Here is a 22,247-nt window from a genome sequence, read left to right as displayed (position 1 = left end):
CGAAAATCGCGGTTCACCGGCGGCCATCTTTCTCACAGTATGGACACGTTTTGTTCTTCTGCGTCCTGCTTGCGGCGTCTGTCTGCCAGGAGTGCCCTTTTTCGCAGATCCAAAAGACCGGTTTCCTGCTTGTACAGGTCAGGTCATGGGGCTGCAGCGAACCGTTTTTCCTGTAATCCCACTCCCTTACCAGGGCCGGAAAACGGGCTGCCAGCGAATTTTCCCTGCATGCCCGGAATCCGGCACAGTAGGGACAGCCCTTTTTGCTGCCCACTTCATGGGAGATCCTCCTGCACCATTCATGATGCGGATACTTCGTACACTGCCACCAGACTTTTTCTCCGGATCCGGCCGAAACATTTTTGGGATGCAGCATTTTATTTTTTCCGTAATGCCAGCGGGCCGCCACCTCCGGATGGGTCTTATCCAGACTGTTACCGCCGCGCACATATCGGCTGCGGCATACAGGACACCTGCTGCCTGCAGTTCTGGCCTGAATCTCCTTTTCCCATTCATGCCCGGCAGAACAGATCCACCAGACTTTTTTATTGGATTTCGGCCGCACATCCTTTGGAGTAAGCGGATCGTTTTTCTCATAATTCCATTCAGCCGCAACTTTCGGATATACAGCCTCCAGATTCTCCCCTTCTGTCGGCCTGCGGCCGGAGCAGTAGGGGCATCCCCGCCCCAGAACACTGCGATTGGATATCTTAGCCTTCCAGGAATGGCCTTTTTCACAGATCCAATAGGCAAAGCCGTTGTTCGCACAGGATAACTCCCACGGAGAGCCCTCATTTTTCTCCCAGTCCCATTGTTCCAAAAGCTCCGGTTTTCTTGCAGCCAGGCTGTTCTCCCTTGTGAGCCTGCTGCCGCTGCAGTAGGGGCACCTTCCGCTTTTCACCATCTCTCTGACATTGCGCCTCCACGTATGGCCCTTCTCGCAGCGCCAGCTCACCATTGCATGGGAGCCTACCGATACGTCATCCGGCGTAAGCCCATCATTTCCTTTCGTATCCCACATCTTCGCAATCCCCGGATTCTGCACTGACAGCCGGTTCTCATTACTCACTCTGTGCCTGGAACAAAAAGGGCAGCCATAGCCGCGGTTGGTCCGTTTATTTGGGGACATTTTCCAGACATGCCCTTTTTTTGCACTGCCAGGTATAATCAGTTCCTGCTCCGTATTCCACCATCTCGGGAGTGATCGGCCAGTTCGCCTCCTTATGCCATTCCTCTGCGAGCTCCGGATATCTGGACGCCAGGCTGTTTTTCTTTTTACCTTCCACCAGAAGCGCACGGATATACTGGGCATCGCGGACGACATCCACATCCATCTTTATGTTCATCCCATAATGGCTGTTTATGTATCTCACAATCGAGGACACAACCTCATTCATATACTTGTACGACTGGTCAACACGGCAGACAATCTCTCGTTTGGTCTCTTGTTTCTGCTCTTTTGTTCTTTCTGCTTCCCTGTCCCGTTTCTCTGTCTGCTCTCTGACCGTCAGCACCCCGACCCCGACGCTTTGCAGATAGTCCGCCTTACGATTATCGTATTCCGCCCGGTCATATATCTCATGGAACACTCCATTATACTCAATCCCCAGCTGAATCTCCGGTATAAAGACATCCACTTCAAAACAATCGATCACGGCTCTGTTGGTGCAATCCGGGAAAATTTTCTTCATATAATAATAAATCACCTGTTCCGGAAAAGAAGTTTTCCCCTGCTTTTTACAAACCGGACAGCCCTGTGAATGCATCGTCCTGTTTGACACAAACGCCCGCCACTTATGCGTGGGGTTAAAGCTGCACTGCCAGTATACCTTCTTCCCGCTGAACGGATGTATCTCTTCCGGTTTCAGGTCATTTTTTTCATAATCCCATTCCCGTGCAATCCCCGGAAACAGCGCTTGCAAATTATACTCTTCACTCACCAATTCTCCCCGGCAGTAGCAGCATCCCTTAAAATCCCCCTGCTCATTCGGGCTCTTATACCAGCTGTGCCCGCGATCACATTTCCACCAGAATTTCTTACCTGAACCGGGAAGCACCTGATCCGGAGTCCTCTCATTCTTCTCATAATCCCAGCACTTTGCCAGCTCCGGATAAATCCGTTCCAGATTATACTCCTTAGACACCCGCCTGTGAGAGCAATAAGGGCAGTCCGTATACTTACACCTATTACGCCATGCAGGAGGAGCTGTCCACGTATGCCCCCGCCCACACCTCCAGGAAACCGCCTCCCTGGAACTACTCGGCACCTCCTCCGGAGAAACCCCATTCGCCTCATAATCCCACTGTTCAAGCACCTCTTCCCGACCATGCCTCTTACAATAATCATAAAAAGATATTCTCATATGTATTCTCCTAAAGCACTAATAAAGTAAGTATAACATAAAGTGAAAATTTGGAAAACCGACCTATTTCCTGACTGGTCAATTGCATCTCCCCCCTCAACTCAATCCGCCTCCACCACCACTTTCCGCTGCTCCGCCTCCCGCCCGGACGCACCAGCGTTATAGAAGCCCAAACGGAAGCCCCCCCCCCCGGAACATGATATAGGGGTCTGGAAAAGCGTAGGCACGTCTGTTAGCCGGAGTTGAGAAAAAAAGCAGAAAAACCGTGGTGATTTTTGTGATACCGAATCACAAAAATCCCTGGACCCAGCGCGTGAAGCCATCCAGGCTTCACGTGATGTGTCCAGGTCGCCCCGGTTTTTCTGCTTTTTTACTCTACTCCGGCTTACAAACGTACCCCCGCTTTTCCAGACCCCTATATCATGTTCCGGGGGGTGTCTTCCGTTATGGGCTTCTATAAAGCGTCCACTCTCCCAAAGCTTTTAAGAAATCCCACCTTATCGATGGCCTTCACCCCCATCCACCAATTTGCGCTGATTGCGAATTCTTTTGCGTATTTCTCTCCCAGATCAAACCAGCTCCATGTGATATCCCATACTCCGCCTGGATTACGCGTATCTATCAGGTAATCCAGCTCTTTCTCCACAATTTCCTCGTTTCCTTTATACATTGGACTGTTTGGTGACTCGATAAACTCCGAAGGCCTTGGTGTATACATTGCCCACTTTTCCGGGTTTCTCTCGATTCTTCTATTCGAGGCCTCTCCCATTTTCTCCAGAAGTTTCCCGCATTCCATGTCCGGGAACAGGCCTTTTTGCAACACTTCTGCCAGAAGCACGCACATGCCGCCGGCCCCCATTTCACCGAAATCTTCCGTGGATTCCGCTTTTTTAAGAAGCTGTTCTGTATACTTCAGTGCCTTTTTATATACAGATGTCTCCGGTTCTGCATAATGCAGAATGAAAGAGCACAGGCCTGCAGTAATTCCCAGACTCTGCAGTTTGTTTTCTTTTTCACTGAATGTCCACCATGGCGCATGAGGGTAATTGTCACTGGATGGGATTGAGAAAAACCATCCTTCTTCATCGCTGTATACCCCGCTGTCCAGATAGCGTAAGATCCCCTGAACCATAGGGTGATCTGTGCCTGCATGCTCCATAAACTCTATTTTTCTAAGCGTAATGGCTGCCGTCATTGTAGCGTAGGGAGAAGACTCCGGGTTCCAGCCGTCCGGTTCTACCGCATTTCCAAATCCGCCGTCCTCATTCTGATAAAATGCCAGCTCCTCTGCAACCGCCTCCCGCGTCCCATCTTCATGAAAATAATTCCACAGGGCCATCTCCAGTGGTCTTGCATTTCTATGAAACCATGTACGTATTTCCTGATATTCTTTTTGTGTAAGCGTCTTCATTATCTTATTCCTCCATCAGTCTTTTACAGAAATGTTATCAGAATCAGGCTTGTCCGTATTGTAAAAAAACGACATGGTCATTGGTTTTTTATGGCAATTTTCTTAGCCCCCTCCGGGTTGGTACCGTGAAAACGCCTGAATTCCTTCAATAGATGCGCCTGGTCCGTGTATCCGTAGCGGTATACTGCGTTCTGCGCGTTAAATGACTCCGACATCACGATCTCCCGCCATACATTCTGGTAACGCACCAGGCTGGCAATCTTTTTCGGAGGCATGCCTATCTTCTGCAGAAACAGGCGCTCGATCTGTCTCTGGCTGACCGTGCTGTACTCACAGATATCCCGGACAGCCACCGCGCCCGATGCAGACAGTATCCGTTGTATCGAATTGAGCAGATCTGGATTTTCCTCTGTCTTATCCAGCTTCTGCAGCAAAAATGCCTCCACATGTGCTATCCGCTCTTCCACCTCCGTCAGATAAAAGAACGGGTCAAAGAGCCGGCCCCAGCCTTCTCCAAGAGCCTCCAGCTCCGTCGTCTGATTACACGCATCTTTCAGATTCATAGAAAAGAAAAAACTGGCGGCCCAAAAGTGAAAGCGGATGGCAAAACTGCTGACTATATCCGAATCTTCCCGTGACTGTGTCAGAAACGGCTTGTCCTGTATCCCGCACAAATAACCGGTAATCTTCTGGCTGGTATGGTTTACATTCACAATAATATCCATACAGGTATCCGGTATCACCAGCACCTCCCTGCTGTTTCCTTCATAATTGTGACTGCCATTCTGTCTGCGGTCCATAGGTATATAATCCCCCTCCGTCCAGTAACATGCCACATAAGGTGCCAGGGAAACGCATGGACTGTACTCTCTGTAAGTATTGTCCGCTAAAAAAGGACGGGCGGTCAGCGGACGGTATATATTGTTAAATGTCAGCATACATGATCTCCTCTCCATGTCTCGTTTTATATGCCACTTAACTTTAACATACCCTAAAATGTTATACAAGCTGCCTCCTCCTGCTGATTCCCATGTATTACAAGATATGTTAACAGTTCAGACAAGTCTGAACTGTTACGCATCCAGCACATTGAAATTCGCCTGCGGCGAAGAGCTGGATGCCTGCAACCACCATGTTTTCGTACGGTCTGCGCAGTAAATGCGCAGACCTGTCTGAACTGTTACAAGATATGTTACTATACACGGCACGGTCTGAACCGATACATTTTTTATGAACTTTTCACAAAAAAATATTTCGGTGCCAAAGAATTTATGTTATACTAATACTTATAATGAAAGCAATTCTCGGTAACTGTACATTTTTTTCAGACACGTTCTAGAAAGGAGTCATGGTGAAAGTTTGAGTATTACAAAAAAATTAAATGAGAAATGGCGGGAGGCGGTAAGCGCTGTTCTGCCGATTATCGGTATCGTACTCTTTTTATGCTTTGGAGTAGCGCCGATTTCCCCAAGTATCTTACTTTGCTTTTTGATCGGAGCCGTACTGCTTTTGCTGGGCATGATGTTTTTTACGCTCGGTGCAGAGGTTGCAATGACGCCGATGGGCGAGCGGGTCGGCACCTGTCTGACCAAAAGTAAAAAGCTGTTGCTCGTAGTCGGAATTTCTTTTTTACTTGGGGCTATTATCACAATATCGGAGCCGGATCTGCAGGTTCTTGCACAACAGGTTCCGTCCGTTCCAAATATGGTATTGATTTTATCTGTAGCGTGTGGTGTGGGTGTTTTTCTGGTCGTTTCATTTTTGCGTATGCTGTTTGGAATACCGCTGCCGCCTTTGCTTCTGATTTTCTATTTTATTATCTTTGTACTGGCATTTTTCGTGCCTGAAGATTTTCTGGGGGTAGCCTTTGACTCCGGTGGCGTGACAACGGGTCCTATGACAGTTCCATTTATCATGGCTTTAGGTATTGGTATTTCCTCAATCCGAAGTGACCGGCATGCAGCGGATGACAGTTTCGGCCTTGTTGCGCTCTGCTCGATTGGCCCGATACTGGCGGTTATGATTCTGGGAATGATCTACAATCCCAAGGAAAGCGCATATGTGCCCCCTGTCATTCCGGACATTGAAAATTCAACAGAGCTATGGCATCTGTTCGCTGTTGAGTTTCCGACTTACATGAAAGAAATTGCTCTTTCTCTGCTGCCTATTGTGCTGTTTTTCCTTGCTTTTCAGCTTTTAGTTTTAAAGCTGTCAAAACGTACACTTATGAAAATATTTGTGGGCCTTATCTATACATATATCGGTCTGGTTCTGTTTTTGACAGGGGTTAATGTGGGATTTATGCCCGCCGGAAATTATCTGGGCCAGGTACTCGCGGGCCTGGAACATCACTGGACGCTGATTCCGATTGCAATGGTGATGGGATATTACATTGTAAAAGCCGAGCCTGCCGTATATGTGCTGAATAAGCAGGTAGAGGAGATTACAGACGGCGCTATTTCGGCAAAGGCTATGGGAATCGGGCTTTCCGTGGGCGTGGCGATCTCACTTGGCATCGCAATGATCCGGGTGATGACAGGGATTTCTATTCTCTGGTTTTTAATTCCTGGTTATGCTCTTGCGCTGGGTATCTCGTTCTTTGTGCCCAAGATCTATACTGCCATCGCTTTTGACTCCGGCGGCGTGGCTTCCGGCCCCATGACGGCCGCCTTCCTGCTGCCGCTGGCACAGGGAGCCTGCGTGGCCCTGGGCGGAAATATCGTAACGGATGCATTTGGATTAGTAGCAATGGTTGCCATGACACCGCTCATTACGATTCAGGTCATGGGGCTTTATGCAAAACTTGTAAACAGCAGAAACGGGCAGGATACCATACCTGCACAGCCGGCAAGTGATTTTGAGATGCTGGATGATGATGCAATTATAGACTTATAGTTCAAATAAGAATCGAGGATTTTATGAGTGAATTAAATCTGATGGTTACGATCAGTGACCGGAACCAGATCCGAAGGTTTCTGGCATTTTATAAAGAATATAGCGTTAATATCATATTAGTCTCCATGGGGCGGGGAACTGCTGAAGATGATGTACTGCATTCCTTCGGCTTCGAGGCATCAGAAAAGGCCGTTCTTTTTGCCATGGTTACAACCAAAGAGTGGAAGGCAATAAAGAGCGGCCTGGAAAAACAAATTAAAATTGATATTCCGGGCACCGGAATCGTCTTTATCGTACCGGTAAGCAGCGTCGGCGGAAAAAAACAGCTGCAGTTTATAACCGAAGGACGTGATTTTGAGAAAGAGGAGGAAAGTACGTTGAAGGACACGAAACATGAGCTTCTCGTTGTGATAGCCAACCAGGGATACACAGAACTGATTATGGATGCCGCCAGAGGGGCAAAAGCGGGCGGCGGCACAGTCATTCACGCAAAAGGAACGGGGATGAAAAAATACGAGCATTTCCTGGGGGTTTCATTGGCTTCTGAAAAGGAAATGATCTTCATTGTGGCTAAAAGCGAAGATAAAAGCAGCATTATGAGGGCTGTCATGGATCAGGCCGGACTGGGAAGCAAGGCAAAAGCGATTGTGTTTTCCCTGCCTGTTACAGAGACTGCGGGACTGCGGCTCATGGAGCAGGAGGACGATTAGCAGGACGGCCTATATCACATACTGCATCCTCCTATTCAGGCTTCACCTGATATACCATGATATGCTCTCCATGCAGATCCTGTTTTCCGTTAAAAGAAAAACCGAACTTTTCATACAGGTGGACCGCCGCCTCATTCCCTTCAATCACACTCAGATAAATTTTTCTGCTGCGGTAATTTTGGATCAGCAATTTAAGTAGCCCGGATAAAGCGGCGGTTCCGTACCCCTTCCCCTGATATTTTTCATCAATCAGCAGACGGTCCATCCACAGCCTGCCAAAGGGAAGGTACTGCCATAGGAAGAATCCATACATGGCGAAGCCAACCATTGTATCACCGTCATAGATACCTACCGGATGCCAGCGCTTACATCGGTCTGCCTCAGAGAGGCACTGCTCTACAGACTCGATAAAACCATGCTGGCTGCCGGCAATTTTTAAATTCAGTGCTGTTGCCCGATTCTCACTGGTTATAGGTTCAAAATGAAGATTCATGATGGTACTCACCTCCTACTACTTTTATTGACTGGTCCTCCCGTTTTACTGAATATACCAGGTGGGGCATATCTATTCCGTAATAATGTTTTGTAAACCTGCCGCGGACAGCCATGCCATTTCGTATTGCCACATTCTGTGAAGGAATGTTGTTGTCACGGATGATGGAATACACTTCCTCTATATGTAATTCTTCAAACGCATAATCCCTGCATGCAATGGCAGCCTCTGTGGCATATCCTTTATGCCAGTATGCCTTCTGGAAAAGGTAACCGGCCTCCAGAACTTCCCGGCCGCCTGCGTCCTGTATTGTCAGCCCACACTGGCCGATCATTTCTTCATTTGCTTTTAATATAACCGCCCAAAGGCCAAAGCCATATGTTTCATATCTCCGGATCTGCCGTTCCAGCCAATCCTGCACCTCTTTGTCTGAAAATGCATGTTCATATGCATACATTACCTCTGCATCTTGCAGAATTCTGCAGAGTGCATCGTAATCACCCTGATTCATTTTGCGTAAATATAATCGCTTTGTTTCTAATATCATAGTTCTCTCACCCTCTTTTCACTTTATAATTCGATGCCATATAGTCAGGCGCGAAAGAAAAGGCACCCAAACTGGATGCCTAACAGCAGTACATTAAAGCGGGCACTGATAGCGCGGCTGTCCCACGCTCTTTTTCCCATATTCGATTGCATTAACCGGGCAGCCGCAGATACAGGCCATACAGTGTGTACAGCGCTTCCCCCAGACCGGACGGTTATCCACAAGCTTTATATTATTGAGCGGACAGGCTTTCTCACATTTTCCACATCCGACACAAGTATCCTTAGCATAAAACTTATCTGCATGAACACATAAAGGGTAATAAAGATCATTGACAATACTGCTCTTAATTTTATCTCTCGTCGTAGTCCTCATTTCAGGAAGTTTCTTTCCATCACGAATATACTCTGCTGCCTTCTGAATCTCCGGCAGGGCCTTTTTCACAATCATTTTCGCTTCCATTTCCTCCGGCGCCGGATACATGGCAATATAGTTCTCAGGCATTACAATCTCTGCACACCCCATATATATGAAATTCTTTTGCTCACAAAGTCTCTTCAGATACTTCTCTGCATTCCCGACTCCGCCGCCGCAGGTCATGACAAAATATACCTTGTGCGGTCCCTTAAATCTGGCCCGTTGAATCCATGCCTCCACCAGTCTCGGTATCCGCCATCCATAGGTTGGTAAGACAAAAACAAGTCTTTCTTCCTGTTTTACTGCGGCCCCTTCTTTCTCCTTAATCTTGTCATTCAAGAACACAGCCGGTTCTCCCAGAACCTCCGCTATTCGTTTTGCTGCATATTCGCTGTTTCCCGTACCGGAAAAATAAAAAATCATAGACGCGCCTCCTGCACTGATGTAATTTTTTCTTTTATATCATAACCACTTTGCGTACATTATATCATGACCGCGAGCGGTCACGATGTCTCCGGCGGATGCACAGCAGCTTTCTGCGGTTCCGCAGAAACTGCCTGATGCGCAATGATATAATGGTACACTCTGCGTACATTATATCATAAATTTATCATTCATGATCACCATTTTCTCCCAGTTCAGAGGTTCTGCACCACTTCCCAGGCCTCCGTATCAAATTCCCTGTCTTTGTAATAATACTTTTTGTCTTCCTCCGTAATCTTCCGGATCACCTTACATGGATTTCCCCCTGCAATTACCCATTCCGGGATGTCCTTTGTCACCACGCTCCCCGCGCCGATGACCGTATTGCTCCCGATATGTACCCCAGGAAGAATCACTGTATTTCCGCCGATCCACACGTTATCACCTATGGTAACCTCTATGCCATATTCATATTTCGAGTTTCTCGATACCGGATGCACCGGATGGCCGGCCGTATAGATGGCGACATTCGGGGCCAGCTGGCAATTGTCACCGATTGTTACTTTTGCCACGTCTATGATCGTACAGTTATAATTAGCAAAGAAGTTCTTTCCTGTCTCAATGTTAAAACCATAATCACAATAAAACGGTGGATTAATAAAAGCATCTTCCGATTTACCCAGCATTTCTTTTATGATCTTTTTGATCTCCTCATAGTCGGAGCGGTCCACAGCGTTCAGCTTCTGCATCAGCCGTCTGCATCTTTTCTGTTCCTCCATTACGGCATCATCCGAAATATATGCCATTCCCAGATCCCTTCGTTTTCTGTTATCCATATTCATTTCCTCCTGATCTTTTTCTCTATTCTTATTGTTTCTTCCACTTTTGTTGATTGTTTATATTGTATCAGTTGTCAGATTTTTCAACCATTCATATTTTTTATAATGCCGGTATACTGCGGGAAGCTTCACGAATTCGTCCAGATTCAGCAGGAAATAAACTGCAAGAACCGGAAGCTTCCATACAAATGCCGCCAGTATCCCAATGGGAACAATAATCACCCACATTGTTACAAGATCACAGAAAAGGCCAAACCTGGTATCACCCCCGGCACAAAAGATTCCGGCTATTGTAGTAGAATTCAAGGACTTTCCTATCATGTAATAGGCACATATGAGCAGCATGGCTTTCAAGTATTCCTGTGCCTGCCCACTGAGGCCGGCCGCGAAACGAATGACCAGCGGACTGCATGCAAGAAGCAGTATCCCTGACGCCGCCCCCGCGGTCAGCGACAGCCTGCAGAGCCTGCCGCCATATTCCTTTGCCCGTTCCAGTTCTCCTCTGCCGAGTTCATTTCCAACCAGAATTCCACTGCCGGTTCCAATTCCAAGGCACATACATGCGATGATATTTTTCACGATATTGGCAATGGAATTCGCCGCAACCGCATCGCTTCCCAGGCGTCCCATAATCACGGAAAACATGGCAAATCCACAGCCCCATACCAGTTCATTTGCCAGCACGGGTACCGTATAGCGGTAAAAATCTTTTTTCAGCCTTCCATGATCCATCGTCATATATTTCCATCGGATGCGCACCGCATCTATCTTTCTGTTTTCCAGAAGAACCAGCAGCAGTTCCACGGCCCTTGAAATCGTTGTTGCAAGGGCCGCCCCTGCGATTCCCATATTGGGGAAGCCTAAAAGTCCAAATATCAGTGCTGCATTTAATATGATATTCAGGACAACGGAAATGGAGCCGTATACTGTACTTCTCACCGTCCTGCCGCTATTTTTCATAATGCACAGATAGATCTGGGAAACTCCTGTAAACAGATAGGAAGGACTGACAATTTTAAGATACGGAATTCCCAGCAGAATCAGTTCTCCATTATCTGTAAAAATGCGCATCAGCGCTCCGGGAATCAGTACCGCGCCCAGAAAGAACAAGCATGAGATCACACCGGATATCCGCAGGACAACCGCCAGAATCTTTTCCACTGATTCCGTATCGCCTTTTCCCCAGTACTGCGCCGCCAGGACAGTTGTCCCGATAGTCAGGGCCGCATAAAACAGGTTCAGTATAAATTGTACCTGGGCGGCCAGGGATACCGCCGCCAGGGCGCTCTGGTTTAAAAGACCCAGCATCAGGGCGTCTGACGCGCTGACCAGAGCTGTCATCAGATTCTGCATGGTAATCGGCAAAACAAGGACAAACAGCTTTCTATAAAATTCATTCTTCTTTATTTTCATTGCCTCCCCCCACAAATCCAGCGAATAGTTAAGTTGATCGTTATCATCTCTGCACTAGTATGATATGATAAGGTAATAGTCCAGGCCTGCCTGAACTGTTACATGATAAGAATAGCTTCCACAAGTTTTATTTTGTGATATATTATAATAATATTATTGAACCCCGCCGATTTCTATCAATATCTTCTTCACTTTTTATAATAATCGTATTTGTGAGGTGTTTTATGGCTAAAGTCACTCTGGATCTTATGCATGATGCTTCTGAAATTGTCCACTATGATACAGCAGGTATCCCTTTATATATCAGGACCGGCAATCTGGATCATTATCCGGATAAGCGCGCCCTCTGCCACTGGCATGAGGATATCGAATTTATCCGAATTCTGAAAGGCAGGATGAATTACAGCATCAATGGGAAAAAAATATTATTGAATGAAAATGACTGCCTCATGGTAAATGCAAAACAGATGCACTATGGGTATTCTCAGAACCAGCAGAATTGTATATTTATATGTATTCTGATTCACCCGCGTCTGCTTACGGCAAACCAACTGCTGAACCAGAAATACTTTGCGCCTATTTTAGATAATTCCTGCCTGGAGTATCTCCACTTCCGTCCGCAGGATGCACTTCATCATGAAATGATCGCGCTCCTTGACCAGACCATGCGGCGGAAGGAACAGGCTTTCCCTGGATATGAACTGGAAGTGGCCGGCTCTATGCTGCTCATGTGGAGCCGTCTTCTCAGTCTCCCGCAGATGGCCTCCCAAGCACCGGAGGTGCGTCCCGACTCCGATCTTACAATTCAAAAAGACATGGTATCGTTCATTTATCAGAATTACGCTGAAAAGTTAACACTAGGCGACATAGCCGCCGCGGGGAACGTCAGCCGCAGCAAATGCTGTATCATCTTCAAACTTTATCTGCAGCAGTCCCCTATAGATTTCCTGAATCATTACCGGCTCGAGGTCAGCTGCAGCCTGCTGAAAACCACCGCACTCAGGATCACACAGATCGCAACGGCATGTGGATTCAATCACCTCAGCTATTACTCGAAAATTTTTATGCAAAACTATGGATGCACGCCAAATGAATTCCGAAAGCGAAACCGGGCAGAATAAGCCCGGGCGCTTTTTACATAGCGTGCTATATATTTATTCTTCTCTTAACCACTCTATTATCTTGAAGCTGATCTCCATATCCGGAACTTTATAGTAATGGGCTCGCCTCTCCGATGCCGAATACCCCGAGACGGTGAAGGGCTCTTGTACATGCGATATATAAGAGATTTTTATCTTCTTTGCTGCTGTAGTTTTCCAGGTTGGCATCGCAGATAAGAACCGCATCAAACTCCAGCCCTTTTGACATATAGACAGGCATGACAAATCCACCCACAAGCTTCGGCATGCTCCCCTCCTGTATCAGCTGAATCTCCATCCTGTCCCTCAGACTTTCAAACAAGACACGGGCATTTTTCTCACTCTTACAGAGCAGCCCAATGGACCGGTATCCGTTCTCAAGGCAGAAACCGACCTCATCGGCAATCAGAGCGTCCAGCTCCTTCTGACTGCCGGCCATATGAATCTCAGGCTCATCCCCTTTTCGGTTAAAGCTCTTAATTTCCGGCCTGTGTTCAATAAATTTGAGGCTGTAGTTCAGTATCTCATTCGTGCATCGGAAACTCTTATCCATGGTTATCAGAGAGGATCTTCTCATGTTCAGGATATTCCTTATCTGTTCATATAGAGACAGATTCTCCTGTTTTTCCAGCGTCTGGTTAATATCTCCCAGAATTGTAAATTTGGAGTTGGAAAACAGCAGGTGAAAGGTCTCATATTGAAGGGGATAATAGTCCTGTGCTTCATCAATTACCACTTGTTTGATGTCCTGATACCTGATCCTGCCGCCCTCTGCTCCCCCTGCCGCAGAATATGCGTTCTGGGGGCCTCTCTGCGAATACCTGCCTGCTCCGTTCATTTTCAGATGTAAATATGCCAGGGCAATGGCATCATCGTAATATAAATAGCCGGTATCCAGATTTTCCTGAGTATAATCCAGTATCTCGTCCAGGCTGCTGCCGGCCGGTGAATCTCCCGACAGACTGCGGAAGTATGCTTTATCGCGGAACAGTTTCTGATAGAGGCTGAAAAGATCAGGCTCCGTAAATTTTTGAATCTCCTGCCTGATCATTATCTTTTCTGCTTTCCTGATTCTTCCCTTATTTGAATCGCGGATTAAGTCCAAAATAATATCTTCGAGCTGCTTAAGCTTAATTCCCAGGGGAGTTTCCTCTCTGCCCAGTACTTTATTGCGCAGAGCCTCTTTTCTCACAATGCACTTATCTTCATAGTACACATCTTCAAACTCAATCCACTTATGTGGCAGATCTTTGATAAACTGGTTTAAAATATCCAGGAATTGAAGTGAAGTTTTGAACTCAATGCTGCTTTTTATTATCTTATGGTATCCCCTGCTTGTAATCAGATTCTCCAGAAATTTATTTTTGGACTGGATGCGTTTTGTCTTCAGGACGGAGGCAAGAATATCTTCGAATACGATGGAGACAACATTACTTTCCCCCAGCTCCGGCAGTACCTCTGAGATGTACTGTTCAAACAGGGAATTGGGCGAGATAATCAGGATATTATTTGCCGCCAGCCTTCCCGAAAGGCCCTGATACATCAGATATGCGGCCCGGTGAAGCGCAATCGAAGTTTTGCCGCTTCCCGCGACACCCTGCACCATCATCAAATCATTTTCCATATCCCGGATAACCAGATCCTGCTCCCGCTGTATTGTCTCAACGATTGCTTTCATCTTGGAGGAAGTGTTTCTGGACAGCAGCTGCCGCAGAAATTCATCGACGATCTGTACATCCGCATCAAAAAAATATTCCAGCTTCCCGTCACGAATCTCATACTGCCGCTTCAGGTTTACCTCGCCTGCAATCCGGCCGGCAGGCGCATCATAAAAAACCTTACCGGTCAGGAAGCGGTAGAAAACACTGGCAATGGGTGATCTCCAGTCATAAATATACATTTCATGCGATGTTTCTTCTTTTAGAGAAGCGCGTCCTATATAGATTTTCTCGAAATCGTCTTCCCCCTCGAATTTAAAATCAATCCGGGCAAAATAAGGTGACTTTATGAGCTTCTCCAGTAAACATATTTTATGTTCCATTTCTTCATAGGCCACAATCTTATCCGTCACAAAATTCATATCCTGACTTAGTTCGGCAAGCGCCTCGAACCCATCCGAGGACCAGAGGTCCGGTATCGAGTGAGACGTGTTATCACGCATTTCCTTCTTTGCTTTTATAATATCCGATTTGTTTTCCTCATTGCGCTTACGGGCACGTTCCAGCTGTTTCAGTGCCAGTGCCTTTGTATCCTCTAATCTATGTTTCTCAAATTCCAGTTCAGACTGATCGTATTCCATTCAAATATCACCTTTCATCTAAAATCAGCAGGGAAACTCTTCCCCTGCTGGATTCCTGCGAACTATGCCATTGGGGTAAGTTTACCACAAATCAACTTATAAAAATAGGGGGAAAATTGTAATGTAGGCTGAAAATCGGCTAAAGGGACGCCTGTCTGAGATGGGGAGCGGGACGCCGGCAGGGCATAGAGGGGGCTTTCTGGGAGTAACCCGCTTACGGAGAAGTACTAACGCAAGAGGAGCCGCCTATGAGGGCACATCCGGCATGCAGCGAGAAAGCCTGATGCTTTCTCGCCTTAGACCGGAATGGAAAGTGATTTTGGTAAATCACTTTCCATCCCTCATAGACGGCTCCTCTTGCGTAAGTACTTCTAGACCGTGCGCTCTATACTCCCAGAAAGCCCCCTCTATGCCCTGCCGGCGTCCCGCTCCCCATCTCAGACAGGCTTGGTTCATCCGGATTTTTAGATGGTCTCATTACTGGGAGGGGTTTCCTTGGGAGAGGCGGATTGGATTGGGGGCATGTTTGGCCTTTGGCTGAAGATGTGTTTGTTGTATGTTTGTAATATGTGTTTACATTCTGTGGTGGAAATGGGCGGAATTTTGCGTTTTTTATTTCGGTGCCGAAATATATTGACACATGGAAGTGTGTGTGCTATTATAATATTACGGTACCGGAATAAATGTTGTAAGGAGATGTTTAGTTATGGAAAAAACGATTGATGAGTTGTTGTTTGAGAAGATGACGCTGTTTTTTAGGAATATGCGGCCGGAAGGGCCGGGCGGGCATCGGGGGCATGATGGCAGAGGGCCGGGATTTGGCGGGCCTGGTTTTCATGGGGAGCATTTCAGGCATCCGGGGCCTCCGGGACCTCCTGAGCCTCCTCATTCTGAGATGAGGGGGTTTGGACGGGGGCCTTTGCATGAGGGACCGCCGGATCGAAGGGGGCCGCTTGGCAGGGAACGTGTTTTGAGGATTATTCTGGAACATGAGGATGGCATACGGCAGAAGCAGATTGCAGAAGAGCTGGGAATTAATCCTTCTTCTATGTCTGAATTGATTTATAAGCTGGAATCAGACGGATATCTGGAGAGACGGGTGGATGAGAGTGATAAGAGGGCCACGCTTATTTTTCTGACGGAAAAGGGAAAAGCCAGGGCTTTTGAGGTTCAGGATGAACAGGCTGAACAGATGCAGTTCCTGTTTCATAATTTGAGTGAGGACGAAAAGATGACTTTGCTTGCTCTTCTTGAAAAGCTTACGGCGCCTGCTGAAGATTGAAAACCCAAGAGCATCCCGTAACTCACGCTATGACCGGCCGGTCTGCAGTAAAGCTGCAGAATGACAGATACTCTGTTTCGCATGAAAAAGCCGCCCAACTGGTGATTCGCTGTATGGGCGGCTTTTTCATGGTTGTGTTAATCAACTTATTTTCTACAGCCTCTATTCCCATTTGAAGAATTTAAATGAGATTCCGATGCAGACGGCAGCGATAAATATCATTACAATTACCGAAAGGAAGACTGTTTCGCTTTTATTGCCTAGAGATGCTGCTTTGAGCAGTTTGATCCCCTGTGTCATGGGTAAGAGTTCGGCTGCTTTCTGCAGTGCCGGAGGCATGACCTCATAGGGAAGCGTCGCTCCTGAAAATATTAACATTGGAAAATAGAGTATGCTTGCAATGACTCCGGCCATTTTAGTATTGGGGGCTATGCCTCCCACCATCATGCCTATACTGAAGATAGAAATTATAACTAAAATATATCCGCCCAGAAAGCCGGGAATTGAGCCGCGGAACTGATATCCAAAGAAACATTTAGCTGTAAAAAACAACAGCAAAAGCGAAAGCACTGCGTATATCGTATAGACAGCTACCTGTACCAGCAGGATCAGCGCGGGGCTGCTGGGCGTTACTTTGTAACGCTTTAGGATATGCCTGCTGCGATAGTCTGATACAACTAACGGAAGTCCCATCACACCCCCCGCGCAGATTGAGATTGTCGTCAGCGCGCCGAATGATTGTTCCAAAAAGGAATACTCTGCTCCGGCAAAGGCGGGCTTGTTTCCGTAAATAATGCCCAGAATGATCAACACAACAAGAGGGACACAGATGGCAAATATGAACATATCCATTCCCCGTAATGATAACTTCAACTCTGTTTTCAGCATTGTCTTAAACGTCTTCATCTGTCTCTCCCTCCTCGTCTGAATACCAAAGATACGCGTCCTCAAACTTGTCGTACTGACTGGTTTGAACCGCTTCGGATACGGTTCCGTAAAATACGATTTTTCCCTTTTTTAAAATACAGATCTGGTCACATAGCGCTTCCACTTCATCCATAAAATGAGACGTCAATAGAATGGTTAAGCCTTTTTCTTTTAATATGGAAAGAATTTTCCAAACTTCCCGGCGTGCCCTGGCATCCAGCCCGGTTGTCAGTTCGTCCAAAAATACAAGCTCCGGATTCGGAATGAGCGCAAGCACAATGAACAGGCGTTGTCTTTGTCCTCCTGATAAATCCTTTACCAGACTTTTTTTCTTGTCCGAAATACCAAATCTTTCGAGCAATTCCCCTGGATCCGCAGCATTGTGGTATAAAGACGCAGTCACCTCACAGAGCTCTGCCACTGTGATCTGTTCCTGGCAGCTGGTCTCCTGGAACTGAACGCCAACTTTTTCAAACAGCTTTTTCCGATCTTTCAGCGGATTCATTCCCAAAACGGAGATTTCCCCCCTGTCGGCTCTCTTCGTGCCTAAGATACATTCGATCGTTGTACTCTTTCCTGCGCCGTTGGCCCCGAGCAGTCCGAATACCATGCCCTTGTTCACGGAAAAGCTTACGTTGTCTGCCGCAGGCAGCTTATGATAAGATTTTGTAAGCTGCCTGACTTTGATTACTTCCTGCATGTCATTACCTCCATTTCTTTTTTAGAGTGCTTTTACTGCAAAAGAATACCACCAATCAAAACATTGGTGGTAAAGTGGAGGGTTATGAAAATTTATTTTTCATTTTCTGCAGCATATCCAGTATTTTCAGCGCATTCTGCTCTGCCTCTGAGAGAGAGGTCATGAGCTTATCGCATACTGCGATAATGTCTGTGTCCTCCTTTGGTGTATTAAGAGCGCCTCCGATATCAAGATCCGGATTTTCTGATAACAGGCTGAGCATATGCAGGATTGATTCCAAAGAGTAGTTTGCGCACCGCAGGGAACGGATTATTTTAAGCCGCCGTATATCTTCGTCCGTATAAACCCGATATCCATTTTCTCTGCGCCGGATCTTCAATAAGCCGTTCATCTCCCAGTTCCGCAGAGTGTGCATCGAAATGTCCAGATACCCGGACACTTCTTTCCGCTTTAAAAAGTGCTTATTTTCACCGGGCTTTCCCGATAGAATCTGTTTGACCATCTCTACGGCCTCTTCTGCGTTCTTCCTCTCCCGGCGCACCTGTTTTAAATATTCCTGGGTAAGTGCGGCGGCCGTATCATAATCCCCACCGGCCGATACCTTTACCATTTGGATGATTTTCTTCCGCAGGCCATTTTGCAGCACCTCAATCTGAAAGGCAAGACGGGCAAGCCTGAATTGCTCTATATGAACATCAGTAAAGATGCGGTACCCGTTGGGCTGCCGCCTGGGCTTCGGTATCAGTTCCAGTTCTTCGTACAGCCGCACCGTATTGGGATGGATGCCTATAATTGCTGCAACTTCTGCTGTTTTATATTTCGTCATCTGCCTTCCTCTTTTTTTAATAATAGTCTTTTCCGATGTTTTTTCAGTCCAGTGGCTGGCATACCGGGCAGTAGTAGACCGATCCTCCCATATAGGTTTCTTTGTTGATGGTCCCGCCGCAGACCGGGCATGGTTCCTTCCACGTGTTCTTTGACATTTTTGTCCGGTATCCTCCCGGATTACCAAACAGATCCTTCTCTGTATCACGGCCGCCCTGTTCTGCCATCGCCGTCAGCACGCTGACCATGCAGGAAAGCAGTCTCTGCTTCTCCTCTTCGCCCAGTGCCTGCAGCTTTCTCTTAGGATGTATCCCCGCCTCGAACAGAATATCTTGCAGAACTCCATTCCCAATTCCCGGAAAATGCTGATCCGTTGCAAGCAATGCTTTTACACTGCTCACCGGCTTACACCTTTTTATCCTGTCATAAAAGTAAATCTTAAATTCATCAGAAAAAGGAGAAACAGCATTTCTGCTTTTCTCATAGTATTCGTCAGCATAGTCTCCCCTGTGGACAATCATGCCCCCATACATAGCCACTGTAAATACCAGTGCCATGCCGTCGTCCAACACGATTAAGAGCTGATAATTTTTAGGAACTTTTTCCAGGGGGATCAGGCGGACATTCACACCGTCGTTAAAACAAAGCCTGTATCCCTCCTCAAAAATGATTTCGGCAAAAATCCCAAATCCCTCTGACGATATAATTTTCTTTCCTTTTAAAACCGTATTATATGCAGCAGGTTCCCCGTTATACCAGCAAAATCTGTGTACTTTGGTAGGCGGCAGAACTTCGCTGACAGTTCTTCCTGCAGTCGAATCTTTTAACTGCGATGCTGTCGTTAGTACCTCCGGCAGCTCAAGCATACGCCATTCCTCCTTTCCATGTTTTGCGATACCGGAGTCAGAGAGTCGCTCTCCCCAGCTCTTCCAACTCATCAAACAGGTCGTTTCTCATCTACCAGAACGCCTCAATGTGCAGAGGGACCCGAAATCCGTTGTCTGACGTTCCGGGAGATTTATTTAAGATGTGATATGAAAATTATACTACATAGAGCAGGTTAACGCCATTATAATTGATATTCTTACTCTACTTATATATGGCGTTTTTTAACAGTAATGCAGCGGCTGCCGCATTTAATCTGATTTTGGGATATCACTTATTATGACGTCCGTGCATAGTATATAGATGGAGGTGACTAATATGAATTCCTGTGAACTCGTTACTTATATATCATCCATTGCATGTTTTCTCTCAAAAAACTGCTCCACGGAGGAACTCGAGCTGCTGGCCGCCATCTTTTCGCAGCTTGGGGATACACTGGCAACAATCCTGGTAAATGAAGCCAATTGTCCATGTGATGACCAGTCCGTTTCTAATATATAGGTATTTTTCTGTACGAAAAAACTACTAACTCTTCGTGCATTGGTTAGTAGTCTTATATTTGCCTTATTGGTTCAAAACGAATCTTTTTATAAAAGTAGTCTTACCTTTTCCGTCACATTGTCAGAGCCTTTTATCCCCAGCATAGGAATGCTCAGATTCTCTGCTGCTAGCCGTCTGTTAAGTATCTCCATGAACAATCCCATTCCGTCCGTTTCCTGATCACAGTCGGAAGTCGTCTCTACGCCGCAGTTTGGAGAACGGTTCGCTCCGATGATTCCAAGAATCTGAAATCCATATTTTCGGTATTCCAGAAGCTGCAGCATCACGTAATCTGCAAGGGACGTCAGCTTTTCATACGTATCTGTCTTCTGCATCTCTCTCCGGATCCGGGTGTTTTCTACTACAACGGGGCTGTCTGCTCCCCGTATGTTTCCCCTGTCCAGCCCCAGACAGCAGAGCTCCGGACAGGGCATCTGAACGATTCCCACATCTGCATCAAGAAACATTTGTATCATATCTTTGAAAGCAGCAGGGTACACTGCAGTACCATCTGATATAGAATTCTGATTCAACAGGCAATGTGCTATCAAAACCACTTTTTGACTTCTAACATCCGTAAACATAGTATTCTCCCTCCTGCAGCCATGGTAAGCAAAAGAAAACCTCAATGGCAGGCTCCGCCTATTGAAATTCGCCTGCGGCGAAAGGCTGGACGCCTGCAGCCATCATGTTTTCATACGGTCTGCACAGTAAATGCGCAGACCTGACTAATCTATTACTCTATATGGGAAACTCCTTCATATACAAGCGCAGTTAAATCAGCAATAGCCTTCCACCGTGTTTCATCCCCAATTGCTGTAAATGCCTCTCTGCATTCCTGAAATCCCTTTGTAATCTTTTCCAGGCGTTCTGTACATTCTCTGTCCATAGATAATATCCTCACATAAATTTTACGTCCAGCTTATTGCGCTGCGCTGAACGCTGATACTTCACCTTCGGATATCCCAGCACTAACGTGGCGGCTGCTTTTTTTCCTTTTGGGATCCCCAGTGTTTTCCGGATTCTGCGTGAACTGTTTGCAGCAATTGTAAAAAAGCCGCTGAACAACACGCCTAAGCCGTTTGCTTCTGCGACAAACTCCATGTTCTGCGCCGCCAATACTCCGTTGCCCTTATCCTTTGCCGCAATCACAATTACAATAGGTGCATGGAAAAAGAAAAAATGATCGTCAATTTTATTTCTTCTTGCCATTGGGCTGAACAAATCAGCCAGCGGCTTTACTTTTCTGAATAACTGAACTGCCATCTGCTCGATTTTTTCTTTCTTTTTATCTAATACAATAAATGAGACATCCTGCAAATTCTTGGCCGTATGGGTTAGTCTTCCTGCTTCCAGGATCTGCCCGATTACTGCTTTCGGGATTTCTTTATGCTGAAACTGCCGGACAGTCCGCCGAAACCGAATAACATCCAGTACTTCCTCCGGATTCAGCCGAGTCCCCTTGTTCTCCACAGGTTTTGTAGCATATCCGCTGATTGTGATTGCTTCTTTGGGACATACTGCTTCGCAGTGCCCGCACATAATACAGTCATTGGTGTAAATATCCGCTTTATTTCCCTTCAACTCAATATTGTTGGCAGCACAGTCTTTAACACACATGCCGCAGCCAATACATTTTTCGGAATTTACTTTTATCATATGATCTGCCATAGTAATACCTTCTTTCGTTAATTTTCATTAACCATTATAGCAGACATATATAAAATTGCAGTATTGGTAAAGAAAGCGTTTACCATTAAATCTATATCTAAATATTTTTCTTACTCTTATCCACTGGTTCCCTCTTTTTCACGCTTTCAATACTGGCCCTTTCCTATTGCGTCCCCATCATCGTCAGAATTTTACCAGAACTTCTCCATATACTTTTCAGCCTCTGCCGGCTCCAGGCTGAATTTCTCTGCCGCCTTCGCTTTCGTGTCTTCCCTGGAAAATTTCACCTCGCGGCAAAGCTTGAAGTGTACCCTCTGTCAAGGACAAATTTAAGAAGAAGGGATAATATGTGTTACTATTCACAGTCGATTAGGGCATGACAAATAGAGCGGGTGTCATTTCCGCTTGATTTTTCATATTTGAATCGACTTTCAAAGAGGAGGTGATGAGGAAAAAACTTCTTCAACT

22 protein-coding genes are annotated in these 22,247 nt (G+C 46.4%); 5 read left to right on the top strand and 17 right to left on the bottom strand.

What is annotated here, in order from left to right:
- Window positions 1-13: 13 nt before the first annotated feature.
- The 4 genes from ARB69_RS19650 to ARB69_RS19635 form a co-directional block, all read right to left on the bottom strand.
- Window positions 14-1,069, bottom strand: a complete 1,056-nt coding sequence (locus ARB69_RS19650; protein WP_167702514.1) for a zinc-ribbon domain-containing protein — start codon at window positions 1,067-1,069, stop codon at window positions 14-16.
- A 46-nt stretch (window positions 1,070-1,115) separates the two neighbouring features.
- The gene (locus tag ARB69_RS19645) at window positions 1,116-2,363 is read right to left on the bottom strand and encodes a zinc-ribbon domain-containing protein (protein WP_055154781.1); all 1,248 of its coding nucleotides are present in this window, start codon (window positions 2,361-2,363) and stop codon (window positions 1,116-1,118) included.
- 454 nt (window positions 2,364-2,817) lie between these two features.
- Window positions 2,818-3,774, bottom strand: coding sequence for a hypothetical protein (locus ARB69_RS19640; RefSeq protein ID WP_055154780.1), 957 nt, complete (start codon window positions 3,772-3,774; stop codon window positions 2,818-2,820).
- Between the two features lie 77 nt (window positions 3,775-3,851).
- The gene (locus ARB69_RS19635) at window positions 3,852-4,712 is read right to left on the bottom strand and encodes a helix-turn-helix domain-containing protein (protein WP_055154779.1); all 861 of its coding nucleotides are present in this window, start codon (window positions 4,710-4,712) and stop codon (window positions 3,852-3,854) included.
- Window positions 4,713-5,139: 427 nt separating this feature from the next.
- On the opposite strand from ARB69_RS19635, the gene ARB69_RS19630 reads away from it, so the two are divergent.
- Both ARB69_RS19630 and ARB69_RS19625 read left to right on the top strand, forming a co-directional pair.
- The gene (locus ARB69_RS19630) at window positions 5,140-6,669 is read left to right on the top strand and encodes a DUF1538 domain-containing protein (RefSeq protein WP_334291951.1); all 1,530 of its coding nucleotides are present in this window, start codon (window positions 5,140-5,142) and stop codon (window positions 6,667-6,669) included.
- Window positions 6,670-6,692: 23 nt separating this feature from the next.
- Window positions 6,693-7,379: a P-II family nitrogen regulator gene (locus tag ARB69_RS19625; protein WP_050641103.1), complete on the top strand. Its 687-nt coding sequence runs from the start codon at window positions 6,693-6,695 to the stop codon at window positions 7,377-7,379.
- Between the two features lie 31 nt (window positions 7,380-7,410).
- Here ARB69_RS19625 and ARB69_RS19620 read toward each other — a convergent pair whose 3' ends face one another.
- From ARB69_RS19620 to ARB69_RS19600, 5 genes are all read right to left on the bottom strand, one after another.
- Complete coding sequence (locus ARB69_RS19620; protein WP_050641104.1) at window positions 7,411-7,872, bottom strand: GNAT family N-acetyltransferase; 462 nt, start codon at window positions 7,870-7,872, stop codon at window positions 7,411-7,413.
- Window positions 7,856-8,419, bottom strand: coding sequence for a GNAT family N-acetyltransferase (locus ARB69_RS19615; protein WP_055154778.1), 564 nt, complete (start codon window positions 8,417-8,419; stop codon window positions 7,856-7,858). Before ARB69_RS19615 ends, ARB69_RS19620 begins: the two co-directional genes overlap by 17 nt.
- Window positions 8,420-8,512: 93 nt before the next feature.
- Window positions 8,513-9,259 carry an EFR1 family ferrodoxin gene (locus ARB69_RS19610; protein ID WP_055154777.1) on the bottom strand — a complete coding sequence of 249 codons (747 nt, stop codon included), beginning with the start codon at window positions 9,257-9,259 and terminating at the stop codon, window positions 8,513-8,515.
- Between the two features lie 215 nt (window positions 9,260-9,474).
- Window positions 9,475-10,095 carry a sugar O-acetyltransferase gene (locus ARB69_RS19605; protein WP_050641107.1) on the bottom strand — a complete coding sequence of 207 codons (621 nt, stop codon included), beginning with the start codon at window positions 10,093-10,095 and terminating at the stop codon, window positions 9,475-9,477.
- A 60-nt stretch (window positions 10,096-10,155) separates the two neighbouring features.
- Complete coding sequence (locus tag ARB69_RS19600) at window positions 10,156-11,511, bottom strand: MATE family efflux transporter (RefSeq protein ID WP_055154776.1); 1,356 nt, start codon at window positions 11,509-11,511, stop codon at window positions 10,156-10,158.
- A gap of 224 nt (window positions 11,512-11,735) precedes the next feature.
- Between ARB69_RS19600 and ARB69_RS19595 the strand changes: the two genes are divergently transcribed.
- The gene (locus tag ARB69_RS19595) at window positions 11,736-12,632 is read left to right on the top strand and encodes an AraC family transcriptional regulator (protein WP_055154775.1); all 897 of its coding nucleotides are present in this window, start codon (window positions 11,736-11,738) and stop codon (window positions 12,630-12,632) included.
- 88 nt (window positions 12,633-12,720) lie between these two features.
- Here ARB69_RS19595 and ARB69_RS19590 read toward each other — a convergent pair whose 3' ends face one another.
- The gene (locus ARB69_RS19590; RefSeq protein ID WP_055154774.1) at window positions 12,721-14,949 is read right to left on the bottom strand and encodes a HelD family protein; all 2,229 of its coding nucleotides are present in this window, start codon (window positions 14,947-14,949) and stop codon (window positions 12,721-12,723) included.
- 706 nt (window positions 14,950-15,655) lie between these two features.
- Between ARB69_RS19590 and ARB69_RS19585 the strand changes: the two genes are divergently transcribed.
- A complete protein-coding gene (locus ARB69_RS19585) occupies window positions 15,656-16,231 on the top strand; it encodes a MarR family winged helix-turn-helix transcriptional regulator (protein ID WP_050641111.1) in 576 nt (191 codons plus the stop codon).
- Between the two features lie 162 nt (window positions 16,232-16,393).
- On the opposite strand, the gene ARB69_RS19580 is transcribed toward ARB69_RS19585, so the two are convergent.
- From ARB69_RS19580 to ARB69_RS19565, 4 genes are all read right to left on the bottom strand, one after another.
- Window positions 16,394-17,137 (bottom strand): ABC transporter permease, encoded by a 744-nt coding sequence (locus tag ARB69_RS19580; RefSeq protein WP_055154773.1) that lies wholly within the window; start codon window positions 17,135-17,137, stop codon window positions 16,394-16,396.
- Complete coding sequence (locus tag ARB69_RS19575) at window positions 17,124-17,858, bottom strand: ABC transporter ATP-binding protein (RefSeq protein WP_055154772.1); 735 nt, start codon at window positions 17,856-17,858, stop codon at window positions 17,124-17,126. Before ARB69_RS19575 ends, ARB69_RS19580 begins: the two co-directional genes overlap by 14 nt.
- An 82-nt stretch (window positions 17,859-17,940) precedes the next feature.
- Window positions 17,941-18,684: a MerR family transcriptional regulator gene (locus ARB69_RS19570; protein ID WP_055154771.1), complete on the bottom strand. Its 744-nt coding sequence runs from the start codon at window positions 18,682-18,684 to the stop codon at window positions 17,941-17,943.
- 43 nt (window positions 18,685-18,727) lie between these two features.
- Entirely contained in the window at window positions 18,728-19,549 is an 822-nt protein-coding gene (locus ARB69_RS19565) for a zinc finger domain-containing protein (RefSeq protein ID WP_055154770.1), read from the bottom strand.
- Window positions 19,550-19,886: 337 nt separating this feature from the next.
- Between ARB69_RS19565 and ARB69_RS19560 the strand changes: the two genes are divergently transcribed.
- Complete coding sequence (locus tag ARB69_RS19560; protein WP_050641116.1) at window positions 19,887-20,069, top strand: DUF6774 domain-containing protein; 183 nt, start codon at window positions 19,887-19,889, stop codon at window positions 20,067-20,069.
- 86 nt (window positions 20,070-20,155) lie between these two features.
- Here ARB69_RS19560 and ARB69_RS19555 read toward each other — a convergent pair whose 3' ends face one another.
- The 3 genes from ARB69_RS19555 to ARB69_RS19550 all read right to left on the bottom strand — a co-directional run bounded on the left by ARB69_RS19555 (window position 20,156) and on the right by ARB69_RS19550 (window position 21,779).
- Complete coding sequence (locus tag ARB69_RS19555; RefSeq protein ID WP_050641117.1) at window positions 20,156-20,692, bottom strand: CD3072 family TudS-related putative desulfidase; 537 nt, start codon at window positions 20,690-20,692, stop codon at window positions 20,156-20,158.
- Between the two features lie 152 nt (window positions 20,693-20,844).
- A complete protein-coding gene (locus ARB69_RS27260; protein ID WP_167702513.1) occupies window positions 20,845-20,997 on the bottom strand; it encodes a hypothetical protein in 153 nt (50 codons plus the stop codon).
- Window positions 20,998-21,008: 11 nt separating this feature from the next.
- Window positions 21,009-21,779 (bottom strand): nitroreductase family protein, encoded by a 771-nt coding sequence (locus ARB69_RS19550; protein WP_055154769.1) that lies wholly within the window; start codon window positions 21,777-21,779, stop codon window positions 21,009-21,011.
- Window positions 21,780-22,247 lie beyond the last annotated feature (468 nt).

Source organism: Faecalicatena contorta (genome assembly GCF_001404335.1).
GTDB classification, from domain to species: Bacteria; Bacillota; Clostridia; order Lachnospirales; family Lachnospiraceae; genus Faecalicatena; species Faecalicatena contortus_B.
This window is presented reverse-complemented; position numbering and strand designations above follow the sequence as displayed.

Coding starts and splice junctions, on each gene's coding strand:
- ARB69_RS19645 (WP_055154781.1), bottom strand. CDS start 2,363: ATGAGAATATCTTTTTATGATTATTGTAAGAGGCATGGTCGGGAAGAG.
- ARB69_RS19640 (WP_055154780.1), bottom strand. CDS start 3,774: ATGAAGACGCTTACACAAAAAGAATATCAGGAAATACGTACATGGTTT.
- ARB69_RS19635 (WP_055154779.1), bottom strand. CDS start 4,712: ATGCTGACATTTAACAATATATACCGTCCGCTGACCGCCCGTCCTTTT.
- ARB69_RS19625 (WP_050641103.1), top strand. CDS start 6,693: ATGAGTGAATTAAATCTGATGGTTACGATCAGTGACCGGAACCAGATC.
- ARB69_RS19620 (WP_050641104.1), bottom strand. CDS start 7,872: ATGAATCTTCATTTTGAACCTATAACCAGTGAGAATCGGGCAACAGCA.
- ARB69_RS19615 (WP_055154778.1), bottom strand. CDS start 8,419: ATGATATTAGAAACAAAGCGATTATATTTACGCAAAATGAATCAGGGT.
- ARB69_RS19610 (WP_055154777.1), bottom strand. CDS start 9,259: ATGATTTTTTATTTTTCCGGTACGGGAAACAGCGAATATGCAGCAAAA.
- ARB69_RS19605 (WP_050641107.1), bottom strand. CDS start 10,095: ATGGATAACAGAAAACGAAGGGATCTGGGAATGGCATATATTTCGGAT.
- ARB69_RS19600 (WP_055154776.1), bottom strand. CDS start 11,511: ATGAAAATAAAGAAGAATGAATTTTATAGAAAGCTGTTTGTCCTTGTT.
- ARB69_RS19595 (WP_055154775.1), top strand. CDS start 11,736: ATGGCTAAAGTCACTCTGGATCTTATGCATGATGCTTCTGAAATTGTC.
- ARB69_RS19590 (WP_055154774.1), bottom strand. CDS start 14,949: ATGGAATACGATCAGTCTGAACTGGAATTTGAGAAACATAGATTAGAG.
- ARB69_RS19585 (WP_050641111.1), top strand. CDS start 15,656: ATGGAAAAAACGATTGATGAGTTGTTGTTTGAGAAGATGACGCTGTTT.
- ARB69_RS19580 (WP_055154773.1), bottom strand. CDS start 17,137: ATGAAGACGTTTAAGACAATGCTGAAAACAGAGTTGAAGTTATCATTA.
- ARB69_RS19575 (WP_055154772.1), bottom strand. CDS start 17,858: ATGCAGGAAGTAATCAAAGTCAGGCAGCTTACAAAATCTTATCATAAG.
- ARB69_RS19570 (WP_055154771.1), bottom strand. CDS start 18,684: ATGACGAAATATAAAACAGCAGAAGTTGCAGCAATTATAGGCATCCAT.
- ARB69_RS19565 (WP_055154770.1), bottom strand. CDS start 19,549: ATGCTTGAGCTGCCGGAGGTACTAACGACAGCATCGCAGTTAAAAGAT.
- ARB69_RS19560 (WP_050641116.1), top strand. CDS start 19,887: ATGAATTCCTGTGAACTCGTTACTTATATATCATCCATTGCATGTTTT.
- ARB69_RS19555 (WP_050641117.1), bottom strand. CDS start 20,692: ATGTTTACGGATGTTAGAAGTCAAAAAGTGGTTTTGATAGCACATTGC.
- ARB69_RS27260 (WP_167702513.1), bottom strand. CDS start 20,997: ATGGACAGAGAATGTACAGAACGCCTGGAAAAGATTACAAAGGGATTT.
- ARB69_RS19550 (WP_055154769.1), bottom strand. CDS start 21,779: ATGGCAGATCATATGATAAAAGTAAATTCCGAAAAATGTATTGGCTGC.